Below are 16,241 nucleotides of genomic sequence, written 5' to 3'. Positions count from 1 at the left end.
GGCGGTACTTCAGTCCACACCACCCCGTGTCGCATGCATTGACATGTACCGACGAGCCCTCCACGCTGACTTGCGCTGACAACGTTGTCCCCGTCGCTGGCCGAGCCGAGAGAGAGAACACTGTGAGCGTGTTGAGAAGGACCGGTGGCCGGGTCGCGATGCTGGCGGCATCGCTCATGGTGGTCTCGGTCGGCGTCCAGCCCGTGAGCGCCTCGGGCGCGGATACGGCCGGAGCGCCGAGCGCCGACGGCTACTGGTCCACCTCGTACGAGGCCGGCACGCCCCGGCCTGCGGGCTTCGCCGGCCGCGGCCCCGCAGAGAACCTGCGGGGCGAGACGACGCGGGTCAACACGACCGTCGAGTCGGTGGCTTCGAACCACCCCAACGACGAACGGCCGGGCGAGCACGTCTCGAACCTCGCGGACGACGACGGCTCCACCAAGTGGTACGCGCGCGGCAGCGGCAAGCCGACGTCCTCCCGGCCCGTGCACGCGATCTACCGCCTCGCCGACCCGGCCGCCGTCACGCGGTACTCCCTCACGGCAGGGGACGACGCGGCACCGCGCGACCCCCGAGCCTGGACCGTGCTCGGCAGCAACAGCCCCGACGCCGCCTCGGACGCCGACGACCCCTCGTGGACGACGCTGGACAGTAAGGCCGAGCAGGACTTCGACAAGCGTCTGCAGACCAACTTCTACTCGATCGACGACCCCGGCAGATACCGCTACTACCAACTCCGGGTCACGGAGAACTGCGCCGAGCGGTGCGACGGCTCCTCGGACGACCACGAGAAGCTGCAGATCGCCGACTGGACCCTGCGCAGCTCCGCCGGCACCCGGGCCTCAGCGCTCGGGGCGTCCGTGGAGAACGCCGAGTCGGTCGGCGCGGCGGACGGCAGCCATGCGCTCAGGTACGCCGGGCGCACTCTGCAGCAGGGCGGTGCGGGCTCGACGGTGGTGGTCCGCTCCGAGCTCGACGTATCCCTCGGCGACGACGCGGAGTTGACCTATGCGATCCGCCCGACGGATGCCGCCTCCGCGCACGCCGCGCTCGACGTCGTCTACACGGACCCGGACGGCAGCCACCCGCGCACGGTGACCTCCGACGGAGCCCTGCGCGACACCGACGGACGGCCGCAGGACGCCGAGGCACACGGCGCCACGCTGACACCGGGCTCCTGGAACAGGGTGTCGGTGGATCTGGGAGACCTCGCGGGCAAGCGCGTCACCGACGTGCTGCTCCGCTACGACAACCCCGCCGCGAAGGCCGCCGCCCCCGTCTCCGGCTGGGTGGACGACATCGAACTCGGCAAGGCGGCGGTGGACTCCTCGACCACCTGGAGCTACCTGGACGCCCCCGACGTGGACCCGGCGGACGGTGCACAGGACCGCACCGAGTGGACGCGGCCGGACTTCGACACCGGCAACGCGCCGTGGAAGGAGGCCGGGGGACCCTTCGGCGTCAAGGACGACGGCACGGACCTCGGCGAGGACTTCCCTGTCGAAACCAAGTTGAACCTGCACAAGGAGACGGGCGACGCTCTGGAGGCGTACTTCTTCCGGACGTCCTTCACGATGGAGCAGTCGACGATCGACGCGCTCACCGGGCTGGCCGGCTCGGTCGTCTACGACGACACGGCGACGGTGTACCTCAACGGCCGCCGCGTCACCGGTTGGAACGACTCCGAGATCTCGAAGAACCTCCAGTACCAGACCCCCGACGGCACCGGCGGCGAGAAGGACCCGGCACGGTCGGAGTTCACGGTGCCCGCTTCCCAACTGCGCGCCGGCGAGAACACGTTGGCCGTGGAGGTGCACCAGGCCAACAGCACCAGTTCGGACGCCTACTTCGAGCTGCCGCGGCTGGCGCAGACCGACGCCTCCCAACCGTTCACCGACTCCCAACTGGACACCGCCTACGACTCGGACGAGCTGCCCGACGCGCCCGACGGCGGCGATTACTTCACGTGGCTGCTGCGTTCCTTCGAGGACGCGAGCGGCACACCGAGCCTCATGGGCCCGAACGAGGAGCTGCCGAAGGGCACCACCTACGACGAACTGGAGGCGCGCAACGACAGGAAGGTCGTCGACATCAACAACGCGCACGAGGAGCGCGGCGATCCCCAGGTGCGCAAGGCGCTCGTCGACGGCGCGGGCAGCCCGTACGAGACGATGGAGGACGGGCTGGGCAGCGCACTCGGCCCCCTGTACAAGGACGCCCTGAAGAACGGGGAGCTGCCCAAGACGAAGGCGCTGCTCTCCCGTCGCGTCGAGAAGACGCCGACCTCGGACGACGACTGGTACCAGACCGCCAAGGACAACTACCAGTACAAGCGCCCCTTCGTACGGATGGGCTTTACCAACGACGAAGGTCTCATCAGGCAGTGGGACACGCCCGAGGGCTACGAGGGCCTCGCCGGAGACGGCTCCTTCCCGAGCGGCCACACCAGCCACGGGTACGCGCAGGGGATCGTCATGGCCACGCTGCTCCCCGAGTTGGCCCCGCAGATCCTGGCGCGCGCCTCCGAGTACGGCGACAACCGCATCCTGCTGTCCTTCCACTACCCGACCGACATCATGGGCGGACGGATCGTCGGTGCGAAGACCGCGCAGGTCCGCTGGTCCGACCCGCAGTTCCGCACCCTGCTGATGCAGGCGAAGGGCGAACTGCGGGGCGTGCTCGCGCACAAGTGCCGCGAGGCAGGCGCGGGCACCACGCTCGGGAAGTGCCTCGCCGGGGAGAAGCCGTACCTGCCCACCGCCGAGGCGCTGGACGTCTACGAGCAGCGCATGACGTACGGATTCCCGCAGATCGGCTCGGAGGACCTTCCCCCGTCCGTCCCCCAGGGGGCGGAGGACCTGCTGCTGACAGCCTTCCCGAAGCTCTCGGCCGACGAGCGGCGCGCCGTGCTGGCCGCCACGCAGATCGAGTCGGGGTATGCGCTCGACGACCGGGACGGCGCCGGTAGTTGGCAGCGTCTGAACCTGGCCGCAGCGATGAGCGCCGAGGTCGGCACGGACGCGGACGGGCGGCTCACGGTGAACGGGACGACCGTGGACACCGAGGGCGTACCGGTCAAGGCGCCGGACGCGAAGCAGTCCGCCGTGCCGGGCTCCACCGGGGAGTGAGTCAGGGCGACCGCGGGAAACCGGCGTCCTCGGCCGTGCACAAACCCCGCAAGAGCACGAGTTGAGGAGCCGATGGTGAACGGCGAGGCGGTCGCGTCGAACGAGGGGCTGATGTGGTGGCGTATCAGGTCCGGTCCATGGATGGTGGGGGGCCGCGACGTGACGCTGTCTCGGGTCCCGGCTGGGGACGATTCCGACCGAGGGGGACGGCACGCCTGAACCGAGCGGAAGAGCCTGCCGTCTCTCTTCGACCGGTCCAACGCCCCGCGAAAAACGCGGACTTGGCCGAACACCCGATGCATGCCCAGGCGGATGCCCTCGGCCAGAGGACGCACCGCACCTGGGCCGGACCCTCGCTCCCACGTTCCGTTCACGAGAAGTCCGCCGCGAATTGACAACGATGTCTATCCCCGCGGCGAAAGCGTCCGTAGAGTCGGCCGAGCTGATCTCAACACCCCGGAGGGGAAGACGTGATGGTGGTCGGAAGATCCCGCGGCGCCCGACGCACGCGGCGCAGGACGGCGGGGCTCCTCGGAGGAACGCTGGCGCTCGCCGCCACGTCGGTGCTGCCCGCCACACCGCCCGCGCTGGCGTCCGAGGCGCGGGCCGTCGGTGCCGACAGCCCGTCGTCCGAGGTGGATCCGCTCATCGGCTCCGCCAACGACGGGAACACCTACCCGGGCGCCGTCCTCCCGCACGGCATGATGGCCTGGTCGCCCACGAGCACCAAGGGCGACCAGACCAGCACGGGCGCCGCCAACGGCTACTCCTACGACGTCACCCGCACCCGCGGGTTCAGCCTGACCCACGTCAACGGCGCGGGCTGTGACCCCGGCGCCGCGGGCGACATACCGATCATGCCGCTCGCCAAGGACGTCACCTCCTCACCCTCGGCCGACAGCGAAGACGAGCTCTACGCCGAGGACTTCTCGCACGACGACGAGCGCGCCACCCCCGGCCGCTACACGCTCGGGCTCGACTCCGGCGTGACCAGCGACCTCGCGGTGAGCGAACGGGCCGGCGCGGCCGAGTTCGACTTCCCCTCCGACAAGCCGGCGAACCTCCTCTTCCGCGTCTCCAACTCCCTCAACGGGAGCGAGGACGCGCACGTCGAGATCGACGAGAAGCACCAGAAGGTCACCGGCTGGGTCCACACCGGCGCCTTCTGCGGCCGCCGCGCCAACGGCGGTGAGAACAACCGCAAGAGCTACTACCGACTCCACTTCAGCGCCTCGTTCGACCACGCCTTCGCGCGTACAGGGACCTGGCACGACGACGAACTCTCTCCCGGCTCCACCTCGGGCGGCGGCGGAGAGGGCTACGCCACCGGAGAGGAGCGGGCCGGACGCGGCTCGGGCGGCTACGTCGGCTTCGACACGAGCGACGGCGATCCCGTCGGCATGCGCATCGGCATCTCCTACGTGAGCCAGGCCGGAGCGGAGGCGAACCTGCGCCGCGAGATCCCGCGGACCTCGGGCGTCGAGGACGTGGCACAGGCCGGAGAGCACGCCTGGGACAGGGAGTTGCGGCGCATCCGCACGGACGGAGGCACGGGAGAACAGCGCACCGCCTTCGCCACCGCGCTCTACCACTCCCTCCTGCAGCCCAACCTCATCAGCGACGCCGACGGCAGGTACCCGGGGATGGACGGCCGCACGCACCGCGTCGAGCGGGGACAGCGCGCGCAGTACAGCAACTTCTCCGGCTGGGACCAGTACCGGGCGCACATCCAACTCCTCGCGCTCCTCAAGCCGCGTGTGGCGGGCGACTTCGCGCAGTCGCTCTACAACTTCTCCCGGCAGAACGGCGGCGTCTGGGACCGATGGGTGCACATCAGCGGCCCGACACATGTGATGACCGGCGACCCGTCGGCCGCCACGATGGCCACGTTCTACGCGATGGGCGTCCGCAACTTCGACGTCGAGGGCGCGTTCGACTCGCTGTACCGGCAGGCCACCGTGCCCCACCCCGACGGGCTCTCGGACGCCGGCTGCCCGGGGCAGTGCGAAGGCCAGCGGCCGAACCTGAAGGAGTACCTGGCGAAGAAGTACGCGCCCCAGGACGACTGCCACTGCTGGGGCGGCGCGGCCGAGACGCTGGAGAACGCCCTCGCCGACTCGGCGCTCGCACACTGGGCCAAGCAGCTCGGAAAGCCGCGCCGGGCCGCGGAGTTGTCGGAGCGCGCCGGCTACTGGCGCAACGTCTTCAACCCTGAGGCGACCGACGACGAGGGATGGGCGCAGCCGCGCAACGCGGACGGCTCCTGGGTCACCCCCTTCGAGCCCGGCGAGGAGAAGGGCTTCGCGCAGGGCACGAGCGCGACCTACACCTGGATGGTGCCGCACGACGTGCAGGGCCTCGCCGAGGCCATGGGCGGCAGGGAGCACGCCGCCGAGCGGTTGGACGGCTTCTTCCACGCCGACGACGGCTCCTGGTCCGTCGGCGGCGGCGATCCGTTGCGGTACGACCCGACCAACGAGCCCGGCATCCACACGCCTTGGCTCTACAACGCGCTGGGCAAGCCCTGGAAGGCCCAGGAGACCGTGCGCGAGATCATGGACACGCAGTACGGCACGGGGCCCGGCGGACTGCCGGGCAACGACGACCTGGGCACGATGTCGGCCTGGTACGTCTTCTCAGCTCTCGGCCTCTACCCGCAGCAGCCGGGCTCCGCGACGATGCTGCTGGGCGCGCCGATGTTCCCGCACGCCGTGGTCGAGCGCCCCGGAGGCAGGAACCTCACCGTGAACGCACCGGAAGCCGACGCCGACCACACCTACGTCGACTCGGTGCGCCTCAACGGCCGTACTCTCGACCGTTCTTGGGACGGCGGGAAGCTCGCCACCCACGGCGGACGCATCGACCACCGACTCTCCGACAGCCCCAACACCTCGTGGGCGACCGACCCCGAGACACTGCCGCGCTGAACGACGGCGACGGCCCCGGGGCTGGGGCGCGGGTTGCCGCGCCCCAGCCCCGTAGCTGACGGGTCACTTGCCGCTGTAGACGGGGAATTCGCTGTACTCGCCGTAGTCCTGCGCCTTCAGGCGCCGTAGCGCGGCCATGTCCTCGTCGGAGACAGCGAAGTCGACCTGGGCGTTGGACCGCATGTGCTCGGGGTTGGCCGTCTTCGGCAACGACACGGTCCCCAACTGGAGCGTGTAGCGGATGCAGAGCTGCGGGATGCTTACGCCGTACCTCTCGGCCATCGCCTGGACCTCGGCGTTCTTCAGCATCTCGCCGTGTGCGATCGGCGAGTACGCCTCGACGAGAATGCCCTTGGCCTCGCAGTAGGCCATCAACTCGAAGGGCGTGTTCCCGACGTGGGCGAGCAGTTGGTTGACGTGCGGGACGACCGTGCAGCTCGACAGGATGTTCTCCAGGTCGGCCTGCAGGAAGTTCGAGACGCCGATGGAGCGGGCCTTGCCCGCCCTGTACGCATCCTCCAGAGCCCGCCAGGCCTCGCGGTTGCCCTCGGCGTAGTCGCCGCCGCGGAAATCGTCCCACGGCTGCGGGGAGTGGATCAGCATCAGGTCGACGTGCTCCAGTCCCATCGTCGCCAAGGATTCGTCGATCGCGGCGACGGCCTGGTCGTAGTCCTTGATCTCCGCGGCCAGCTTCGTGGACACGAACAGCTCCGAGCGAGGGACGTCCGCGGTGCGCACGCCCTCGCCTACGCCGCGCTCGTTGAGGTAGGCCTGCGCGGTGTCGATGTTGCGGTAGCCGAGCCGGACGGCGTCGCGGACCGCTTGCGCGGCCTGGTCGTCGTCGATGAACCACGTGCCGAGCCCGAGCTTGGGAATGGGCACGTCGTTGGAAAGGGCGTAGGACTCGCTCAGGGTGGTCATGCGTTGCTCCCGTTCTTGTGCAGCGTGTCGTACTCCTCGTCGGAGACCGGCTCCAACCACTCGTTGTGGGCGTCTTCGCCGGGTACCTCGATCGCGAGGTGGGTGAACCACGAGTCGGCCTTCGCGCCGTGCCAGTGTTTGACTCCTGCGGGCACCCGGGCCACGGTCCCGGGCGTCATGCTCTCCGGCTCCTGTCCCTCGACCTGGTGCCAACCGCTGCCCGCGGTGCACAGCAGGATCTGCCCACCGCCTTTCCTGGCATGGTGGATGTGCCAGTTGTTGCGGCACGCGGGCTCAAAGGTCACGTTCCCGATGACCACGCCCTCGGTGGTCAGCATGCTCAGGTAGCTCTGCCCGACGAAGTTCGCCGCGTAGGCGTCGTTCCTCTCCCCGCGCGGGAAGATCGGGTCGATGTCCATCTCCCTCATGTCGATGTCCCCTTCGTCGTGCGGTCATTGAGGGTGTAGCGCAGCCACACGCTGCCGCCGTTCTTGAGCTCGGCGGTTTGCAGCTCGAAGTGGTGCGGATCGTTCGAGGTGCGGCCGGCGGTCTCGAACAGCGCCGGGCTGTCCGAGGAACCGTCCGCGACAGGGGCGATGACGACGCTGAGCTCGTCGCACAGGCCGGCCTGGATGAAGGACCAGTTCAGGACTCCTCCTCCGCCGAGCATCAGCGTCCGGATGCCGAACAGCATCCGGAGCTTGTCCAGGAGGAGCGCAACGTTCAGCTCGTCGTCCCCGGCGATCACGTACGAGATGCCCAGCCGGCGCAGAAACGCCTTGTAGGCGTTCGACGCCTTGCCGGTGAGGACCTCGAGCACATGAGCGTGCGTGGTCTGGTAGGTCAAGTCGGGGCTTTCCCAGCCGAGCCTGCCGGACGGGTCGACGGACACGTAGTACTTCTCGGAGTCCGGCACGGCGACGAAGTCGCCTTCGGGCACAGGTGCCGCGTCCTCGTCGAGGACGGGTTCGCGGTGATGCGTGAAGTTGTCGTCCGTGGTCACCCGGCCGGACAGCCAGCCTTGGTGCCGGTAGTACGGGTCGTCGCCGAACGCGAGGTCGTAGAACACTCGGCCGGCGACGGACGCCTCCGGAGTGCGCATGTACTCGCCGCTGATCTTCCCGTCGAGGGCGGTCATCATGTGGCAGAACACGAACGGCCTCGTCACGGCTCCTCCCCGTCTCTCGTCATTCGTCGTCTCGAGCACCTCTCCATGGTTATGCGAGAAACGGGGTCCGTGCAGAGGAAGGAATCATCCTGGGAGGGATTCCTCCCCCTCACAGGCGGGGTGCTGTACGGGGACGATGGAGGGATGACCCGCAACGTGAAGCAGAACGAGCTCGGTGTCTTCCTCAAGGCCCGCCGCGCCGAGCTGACCTTGCGCGAGGCCGGTCTGCCCGAAGGCGCCGGCCCCCGTCGCGTCGCCGGCCTGCGTCGGGAAGAGGTCGCCCGGTTGGCGTCGATCAGCACCGACTACTACACCCGCATCGAGCAGGGGCGCATCCGAGTCTCCGCGCCCGTGCTCGGCACTCTCGCCGACGTACTGCAGCTCGACGAGGACCAGCGCCGTTACCTGTTCAGCCTCGCGGGCAAGCCCTCGACGCGTGCACCGCGGCAGACCGCGCAGAAGGTCAAGCCCCAGCTCCAGCGGCTGCTGGACGACCTGGGCGCGACGCCGGCGATCGTGATGGGCCGGCGCATGGACGTGCTGGCCTGGAACAGCCTCGCCGCAGCCATGATCACCGACTTCGGCCAGGTCCCGGCCAAGCACCGCAACTACGTGCGGATATTGTTCACCGACCCTGATATGCGCACCCTCTACAAGGACTGGGAGTCGGTCGCAAGGACCGCCGTCGCCCAACTGCGGATGGAGGCGGCGAAGTACCCCGACGATCCACGCCTGGCCGGACTCGTCGGTGAGCTGTCGATGCAGGACGCGCAGTTCGCCCAGTGGTGGGCCGCCCGCAATGTGGCCAGCCTCTCCACGGGGACGAAGACCCTCGTCCATCCCACGGCAGGCGAACTCGTGCTGGACTGGGACACCCTCGCCGAGGCCGGCGACGCCGACCAGCAGCTCGTCGTCTGGACGGCTGCCCCGGGCGGCCCCACGCACGAGGCCCTCCGCTTTCTCGCCGCCTGGTCCGAAGGAGCCGAGGAGCATTTGCGACGCTGACGGCACGGCGTCGGATAAGGCTTCGTACCGCGGTATTCGCCGCCCGCAGGCTGCGCGCGGAGGCTCCCGAGCCGCCGGCGTTGTCGTTGCAGGTGCGAGGGAGGAGCTTTCGACCTGATGCGTCGCATCCGCGACCGGGGAGTGGTCAGCGGGCCTCCGCGCGAGGCGGTCCGGTGGTTCCCCGCACCATCAGCTTCGCGCCGAGTACCGCGTGCCGGGGCTCCAACTCGGCGTTCTCCAGGCGCTCCACGGCGAATCTGACGGCCCGTTCCGCCATCACGTCGACATCCTGACGGACCGTGGTGAGGCCGATGGGCATCATGTGCGAGCGGTGGCTGTCGTCGTATCCGACGACGGACAGGTCGCGGGGGACGTCGACACCGCCGCGCGTCAGAGCAAGCATCAGGCCCATGGCGCAGCGGTCGTTGGCCGCGAGCACCGCGGTCGGCAGTTCCGCTCCGAGGTCGCGCTCGCGGAGCAGCAGTTCGCCCGCTTCGACGCCGGACTCCTCGGTTCCGCCGCCGGGGATCACGCGCAGTTCCTCGCTCAGACCGCGTCGTCTCATCGACGCGCGGTAGGCACGGCGCCTTTCGGTGGAGCCGGGCCCCTTGCCCCCGTCGACGTGCACCAGGGAACGGTGACCCAGGTCGAAGAGGTGGTTCATCGCCTGCCGTACGCCGCTGCTCTCGGCTGTGTAGACGCTGTCCACCGGCGCCCCGGCGGCGCGACGGCTGACGGAGACCACGACGGTGCGCCGTCCGAGTTCGTTGAGGTATGCCTGCGGTGCCTCCGGGCCGAGGAGGAGCACTGCTTCGCAACGGTGGGAGAGCAGAGCCTCCACCGCCTTCTGCTCGGTGCGGCCGTGCGCGGGTGAGGAGAGCAGCGCGTCGTAGCCCAGTTCCTCCGCCTCGGGGTAGATGCGTGAGACGAGGTCGGCGTGGAAGGGATGCTGCACGGTGAACAGCACGCCCAGGGCGCGGCTACGTCCGCGGGCGAGCAGCCGGGCGGCGTTGTCGGGGTGGTAGCCGACCTCGTCCGCGACGCGGAGGATGCGTTCGCGGGTCTCCTCGCCGGCGCCCGGCTGTCCCCGGAACACGATCGACACCAGGGCACGGGAGACCCCGGCCCGCTCCGCCACGTCCGCCATGGTCGGCCTCTGCCTGCCCGATGGGTTCACGGGTGTGTGCACCTCCGAGGTTCGCTCGTGCCCGCCGGTGTCACCGTACCGGCGCGAATCGCGCTATTGACATCCCGCTTGAGCAGGCGCCATCGTACTTCGAGTTAGCGCGCGCTAGTAGCGCGCGATAGTTCTAGGTCCCCGGTGGTGTGAACAGGCCCGTGGCTCCGCGCTGCTCGGGCAACGACCGCCGTAGGAAGGGGAGTCGGGCGGATGGGGTTCGACGTGCTGACCATGGGCCGAGTGGGGGTGGACGTCTATCCGCTGCAGACCGGTGTGGGGCTGGCCGACGTCACCTCGTTCGGCAAGTATCTGGGCGGTAGTCCGAGCAATGTCGCGGTGGCCGCGGCTCGTTACGGTCGCAGCGCTGCGGTGATCACGAAGACGGGCGGTGATCCGTTCGGGGACTTCGTACGCTCCGCGCTCGAGGGATACGGCGTGGACAGTCGCTTCGTCGGTACCTCCGAGATCGCGCCCACGCCGGTGACCTTCTGCGAGATCTTTCCCCCGGACGACTTCCCGCTGTACGCCTACCGGTTGCCCAAAGCCCCTGACCTGGACCTCGTCGCGGAGGAACAGGACCTCCACGCCGTGCGCGCCGCCCGCATCTTCTGGATGACGGGCACCGGCCTGAGCGAGGAACCCAGCAGGTCGGCGACGCTCGCCGCGCTGGAGCACCGGGAGAAGTCCCATCCCACCGTCTTCGACCTCGACTGGCGGGAGGCATTCTGGTCTGACCCGGTGCAGGCACCGAGTCGCTACCGCGAGGCCCTCCGGCACGCCACCGTCACCGTCGGCAACCTCGAGGAGTGCGAGGTGGCGACGGGCGAGCGCGAGCCGTACGCCGCAGCCAAGGCGCTGCTGGACGCAGGCGTGGAGCTGGCGGTCGTCAAGCAGGGCCCTGCGGGAGTGCTGGCGATGGGGCGCGACGGCGAGGCCGTCGAGGTCCCTCCGTGCCAGGTGGAGGTGGTCAACGGGCTCGGCGCAGGCGACGCGTTCGGAGGGGCACTCTGCCACGGACTTCTGTCCGGCTGGGACACCCGTCGAACGATGGCCTTCGCGAATGCGGCGGGTGCGTTGGTGGCCGGCCGGCTGGCCTGTTCCGATGCGATGCCGACGGAGGAGGAAGTGGCGGCGAAGCTGCGTGCCACGCGCCCGGACGAGCAATCAGGGGAGGTGTGAGGAGGTGTTGTCCCCACGTCTGCACGAGGCCGTGAACACTCGCGCCACCGCTCCCGGCGTGATCGCCGAGGCCGCTGCGCGGCGCATCAGGGCGTCGTCACCGCTCGGCGAGCACGGCAAAGCCCTGATCATCGCTGCGGACCATCCAGCGCGTGGTTCCCACCGAGTCGGCAACGACCCCTGGGCCATGGCGAATCGGTTCGAACTGCTGGACAGGCTCTGCCGTGCGTTGGAACGACCCGGCGTCACAGGGGTGTTGGCCACGGCCGACATACTCGAGGACCTGCTGCTGCTCGGCGTCCTGGACAACAAGAGTGTCTTCGGCTCGATGAACCGCGCCGGTCTCGCGCAGTCGGCCTTCGAGGTCGACGACCGATTCACGGGGTACGACCCCGAGGGCATCGCCGGGAGGAACTTCGACGGCGGCAAGATGCTCCTGCGGATCGCACTGGAGGATTCGGCGACGCCGTCGGCGCTGGAGAACTGCGCGCAGGCCGTCAACGGGCTCAACGAGCGCGGACTGATCGCGATGATTGAGCCGTTCCTGTCCCGATGGCAGGGAGGACGCATCCACAACGACCTGTCCACCGACGCCGTCCTCACCTCCATGACCGTTGCCTCAGGGCTTGGCCGCAGCACTGCCTACAGTTGGCTCAAAGTCCCCGTGGTGCCCGATATGGAACGGGTGCTGGCCGCTTCCACACTGCCGGTGCTGCTGTTGGGCGGCGACGTGACGGACACCGAGGCCGCGTTCGCCTCCTGGAAGCAGGCGCTCAAGCAGCCGACGGCCCGCGGTTTGGTCGTGGGTCGGTCCCTGCTTTTTCCCTCCGACGGCGATGTCGCCGGCGCCGTAGATCGGGCGGTGAGCTTGCTGTGACCGATACACCCACCTACCACCTGCCGAAGGGCACGACGGCCGACGGCCCGTTCGAAGTGAACGTGACTCCCCAGGTCGCCGGTTGGGAGCACTCGGGACTGCGGGTGCTGCACCTCGCGGCCGGCGCCGAACAGCCGGTGTCCACCGGGGACAGTGAACTGCTCGTGCTGCCGTTGGAAGGTGGCTGCACGGTCACCGTCGACGGGCAGAGCTTTCATCTCGAGGGCCGCACCGGCGTGTTCGCCTCCGCCACCGACTTTCTCTACTTGCCCAGCCGGACGACTGCCGTCGTCCGGAGCGCGGCCGGCGGACGCTTCGCCCTGCCCTCCGCGCGCACTGCTCGCACCGACGGGGGAGCGCGGTACGGGCCGCGGGAGAACGTACCGGTCGAGCTGCGCGGGGCCGGTGCCTGCTCGCGGCAGGTCAACAACTACTGCCTGCCGGGCACCTTCGACGCCGACCAACTGCTGGTCTGCGAGGTGCTCACCCCCGCCGGCAACTGGTCCTCCTACCCACCGCACAAGCACGACACGGCGCGTACCGGTGCGGACGGCACGCCTGTGGAAAGCGAGCTGGAGGAGATCTACTACTTCCAGATCGGCGGCGGCGAGCAGGGTTTCGGCTACCAGCGCGTGTACGGCGAGGCGGACCGCCCGATCGACGTGCTGGCCGAAGTGAGGTCGGGCGACACCGTACTGATCCCGTACGGCTGGCACGGACCGTCGATCGCCGCTCCCGGGCACGACCTCTACTACCTCAACGTCATGGCGGGACCGGGGTCCGAGCGCGCCTGGCTGATCTGTGACGACCCGGCGCACGCGTGGGTGCGCTCCGCCTGGGAGTCGCAAGAGGTCGACGACCGGCTCCCGTTCGGAGAGGAGGCCCGATGACGACCGTACGTCTGACCACTGCGCAGGCGCTCGTGCGCTTCCTTGCGCAGCAGTACAGCGAACGTGACGGCGAGGAACAGCGGTTGGTCCCCGGAATGTGGGGGATCTTCGGCCACGGGAACGTCGCCGGGGTCGGTCAGGCCCTGTTGCAGGCCGTGGAGACGGGAGAGGCGGACCTGCCCTACTACCTGGCCCGGAACGAGCAGGGCATGGTGCACGCGTCCGCCGCGTACGCGAAGATGCGGGACCGGCTCCAGACCTACGCCTGCACCGCGTCGACCGGCCCCGGGTCCACGAACATGGTCACCGGAGCGGCGCTCGCCACCACGAACCGGCTTCCGGTACTGCTGTTGCCGAGCGACATGTTCGCCACCCGCGTCGCCGAGCCGGTACTCCAACAGTTGGAGCAGCCGCAGGCCGGCGACGTGTCGGTGAACGACGCGCTGCGCCCCGTCTCGAAGTACTTCGACCGTGTCGCGCGTCCCGAGCAGCTTGTCCCCGCCCTTCTCGCGGCGATGCGGGTCCTCACCGATCCCGTCGAGACCGGGGCCGTCACGCTGGCACTGCCGCAGGACGTCCAGGCGGAAGCCTTCGACTGGCCGGAGTCGTTCTTCCGACGCCGGGTGTGGCACGTCGGCCGCCCGGTACCCGAGCCGTCGGCCGTCGACCGTGCGGCGGCCCTGCTCCGTGGCGCGCGGCGGCCGCTGGTCGTCGCGGGCGGTGGGGTCGTCTACTCGGGCGCGACGGAAGGACTGCGGGCCTTCGCCGAAGCGACGGGCGTGCCGGTGGCCGATACGCACGCGGGCAAGGGCGCGGTGCCCTGGGACCACCCCCAGGCCGTCGGAGGTGTGGGTGCGACCGGCGGGTATGCCGCGAACGCGCTGGCGTCGAATGCGGACGTGGTGCTCAACATCGGCACTCGGCTGAGTGACTTCACCACGGCCAGCCGTACGGTCTTCGGCAACCAGGACGTGGCCTTCGTCAACCTCAACGTGGCTCGGCTGGACGCCGTGAAGCATGCGGCCGAACCGGTGGTCGCGGATGCTCTGCTGGGGATCGAGGCACTCGCGGAGGCTCTCGCCGACTGGCACGTGTCGCAGGACTACGAGGCCGAGGTCCGCGAAGCCGTCGCACACGCACGGGAGATCGAAGCAGAGTGCTTTGCACCCCACCGTGACGAGGGGCGACTCCCGGGACAGACGGAGATCCTGGGAGCGCTCAACGAAATCCTGGACGACCGCGACGTAGTGATCAACGCTGCCGGATCGATGCCCGGAGACCTGCAACAGCTCTGGCGTGCACGGGACCCGAAGAGTTATCACGTCGAATACGCCTACTCGTGCATGGGCTACGAAGTGGCTGCCGGAGTCGGCGCCAAGTTGGCCGCCCCGGAACGGGAAGTGGTCGTGCTCGTCGGGGACGGCTCCTACCTGATGCTCGCGCAGGAGATCGTCACCATGCTCTCCGAAAGTTTGAAGGTGACCGTCGTCCTGGTGCAGAACCACGGCTTCGCCTCCATCGGCTCCCTCTCCGAGGAGTTGGGCTCTCAGCGCTTCGGTACCAGCTATCGCTATCGCAGCGAGGCGTCCGGCCTGTTGGACGGCGAGCTGCTCCCCGTCGACTTGGCGGCCAACGCCGCGTCCCTCGGAGCCGGCGTGCTGCATGCGACCACCGTCGAGGAGTTCCGCACCGCGGTTGCCACCGCGCGGGATGCCGACCGCACCACCCTCGTCCATGTCGAGGTCGACCCCTGCGGGACCAACCCGCCCGCGCACGCCTGGTGGGACGTCCCGGTGAGCCAGACCGCACGCGTGGAGACCACCCGTGCCGCCTACCGGACCTACGCAGAACACAAGCGCACCCAGCGCCACTATCTGTGAACCGTGCGCCGGAAACGTTGTCGGGGGACCCGAAACCTCGGCTCCGTGCCGTCTCCCACTCCCTGCTTGTAAGGAGCAGTCATGGCAACAACGCCACACTCTCCGCGCCTGACCGCGGGAAACCTCTGTCTCGGCACCGCCCCGGTCTCCTGGGGCATTTCCTTCCCCGAGGACGACCGTCAGGTCCCGTACTCGCGCTTCCTCGACGAACTCGTCACGGCCGGATACCGGTGGGTGGAGCTGGGCCCGTACGGCTACCTGCCGCTGGAGCCTGAGCGCCTCGCCGCGGAACTCGGAGAGCGCGGCCTCCAGGTATCGGGAGGGACGACCTTCGGGGCCCTGCACCGCGAGGACGCATGGGAGGAGACTCTCGCCCACGCGCGGCGGGTCGCGGAGCTGACGGCCGCTGCGGGAGCCGGCCATCTGGTGTTCATCCCTCGTCTGTACCGGGATGAGAAGACCGGCGAGTACACCGAGCCGCCGGAGTTGACCGCCGGTCAGTGGGCCGGCGTCGGTGAGCGTGCCGACGAGCTCGGCAGCAGGCTGTGGGAGGAGTACGGGGTGCGGTTGGTCGTCCACCCGCACGCCGACAGCCATATCCAGGCGCAGCCGGAGATCGAGAAGCTGCTCAACGAGTCCGACGGTCGGTGGACCAATCTGTGCCTGGACACCGGGCACGTGGTCTACGGCGGCGGTGACAACCTCGACCTCATTCGCCGGTTCGGCGAGCGCGTCGGATATGTCCACCTCAAGCAGATGGACCCCGAGATCCTCGACCAGGTCGCCGCGGAGAACCTCTCCTTCGGCGAGGCGGTCGCGCGTGGTGTGTGCGTCACCCCGCCCGCAGGGCTGCCCAACCCCGCCGACATCGTGGCCGAACTGACCACGTTGGACGCCGAGTTGTTCGTCGTCGTCGAGCAGGACCTCTATCCCTGCGCCCCCGAGGTCCCGCTGCCGATCGCCCGGCACACGCGCGAATACCTCGCCGAGTGCGGACTGACGGCAACACGGCGGCCGACCGCAGCCCGATGAAGTGGCCCGCCACAGGCGCCAGGAGGGGCTCTCCTGCGCGCCCCACTCACCCTC

At 69.3% G+C, this 16,241-nt stretch carries 12 protein-coding genes; 8 read left to right on the top strand and 4 right to left on the bottom strand.

Annotated features, from left to right (window positions below; genetic code table 11):
* The first annotated feature begins 158 nt into the window (after window positions 1-158).
* The gene (locus tag F603_RS0113605) at window positions 159-3,128 is read left to right on the top strand and encodes a phosphatase PAP2 family protein (RefSeq protein WP_019546555.1); all 2,970 of its coding nucleotides are present in this window, start codon (window positions 159-161) and stop codon (window positions 3,126-3,128) included.
* 473 nt (window positions 3,129-3,601) lie between these two features.
* Window positions 3,602-6,055: a GH92 family glycosyl hydrolase gene (locus F603_RS0113600; RefSeq protein WP_019546554.1), complete on the top strand. Its 2,454-nt coding sequence runs from the start codon at window positions 3,602-3,604 to the stop codon at window positions 6,053-6,055.
* Between the two features lie 63 nt (window positions 6,056-6,118).
* On the opposite strand, the gene F603_RS0113595 is transcribed toward F603_RS0113600, so the two are convergent.
* The 3 genes from F603_RS0113595 to F603_RS0113585 are packed head-to-tail and all read right to left on the bottom strand — an operon-like array spanning window position 6,119 to window position 8,144.
* The gene (locus tag F603_RS0113595; protein ID WP_019546553.1) at window positions 6,119-6,976 is read right to left on the bottom strand and encodes an aldo/keto reductase; all 858 of its coding nucleotides are present in this window, start codon (window positions 6,974-6,976) and stop codon (window positions 6,119-6,121) included.
* On the bottom strand, window positions 6,973-7,404 hold the full coding sequence (locus F603_RS0113590; RefSeq protein WP_019546552.1) for a cupin domain-containing protein: 432 nt from the start codon (window positions 7,402-7,404) through the stop codon (window positions 6,973-6,975). Before F603_RS0113590 ends, F603_RS0113595 begins: the two co-directional genes overlap by 4 nt.
* On the bottom strand, window positions 7,401-8,144 hold the full coding sequence (locus tag F603_RS0113585) for a RibD family protein (RefSeq protein WP_019546551.1): 744 nt from the start codon (window positions 8,142-8,144) through the stop codon (window positions 7,401-7,403). Before F603_RS0113585 ends, F603_RS0113590 begins: the two co-directional genes overlap by 4 nt.
* Window positions 8,145-8,288: 144 nt before the next feature.
* On the opposite strand from F603_RS0113585, the gene F603_RS0113580 reads away from it, so the two are divergent.
* Window positions 8,289-9,149: a helix-turn-helix domain-containing protein gene (locus F603_RS0113580; RefSeq protein WP_019546550.1), complete on the top strand. Its 861-nt coding sequence runs from the start codon at window positions 8,289-8,291 to the stop codon at window positions 9,147-9,149.
* 145 nt (window positions 9,150-9,294) lie between these two features.
* Here the strand turns inward: F603_RS0113580 and F603_RS0113575 are convergent, their stop codons facing one another.
* Entirely contained in the window at window positions 9,295-10,296 is a 1,002-nt protein-coding gene (locus F603_RS0113575) for a LacI family DNA-binding transcriptional regulator (RefSeq protein ID WP_019546549.1), read from the bottom strand.
* A 243-nt stretch (window positions 10,297-10,539) separates the two neighbouring features.
* On the opposite strand from F603_RS0113575, the gene iolC reads away from it, so the two are divergent.
* From iolC to F603_RS0113550, 5 genes are all read left to right on the top strand, one after another.
* Window positions 10,540-11,508 (top strand): 5-dehydro-2-deoxygluconokinase, encoded by a 969-nt coding sequence (iolC, locus tag F603_RS0113570; RefSeq protein ID WP_019546548.1) that lies wholly within the window; start codon window positions 10,540-10,542, stop codon window positions 11,506-11,508.
* Window positions 11,509-11,515: 7 nt separating this feature from the next.
* On the top strand, window positions 11,516-12,385 hold the full coding sequence (locus F603_RS0113565) for a Cgl0159 family (beta/alpha)8-fold protein (RefSeq protein ID WP_106431310.1): 870 nt from the start codon (window positions 11,516-11,518) through the stop codon (window positions 12,383-12,385).
* Entirely contained in the window at window positions 12,382-13,275 is an 894-nt protein-coding gene (iolB, locus tag F603_RS0113560) for a 5-deoxy-glucuronate isomerase (RefSeq protein ID WP_019546546.1), read from the top strand. The genes F603_RS0113565 and iolB overlap by 4 nt, the downstream gene beginning before the upstream one ends.
* Window positions 13,272-15,155: a 3D-(3,5/4)-trihydroxycyclohexane-1,2-dione acylhydrolase (decyclizing) gene (gene iolD, locus F603_RS0113555; protein WP_019546545.1), complete on the top strand. Its 1,884-nt coding sequence runs from the start codon at window positions 13,272-13,274 to the stop codon at window positions 15,153-15,155. Before iolB ends, iolD begins: the two co-directional genes overlap by 4 nt.
* 81 nt (window positions 15,156-15,236) lie before the next feature.
* Complete coding sequence (locus F603_RS0113550; RefSeq protein ID WP_019546544.1) at window positions 15,237-16,187, top strand: TIM barrel protein; 951 nt, start codon at window positions 15,237-15,239, stop codon at window positions 16,185-16,187.
* The last annotated feature ends 54 nt before the right edge of the window (window positions 16,188-16,241 follow it).

The organism is Streptomyces sulphureus DSM 40104 (genome assembly GCF_000381025.1).
Taxonomy (GTDB): domain Bacteria; phylum Actinomycetota; class Actinomycetes; order Streptomycetales; family Streptomycetaceae; genus Streptomyces; species Streptomyces sulphureus.
This window is presented reverse-complemented; position numbering and strand designations above follow the sequence as displayed.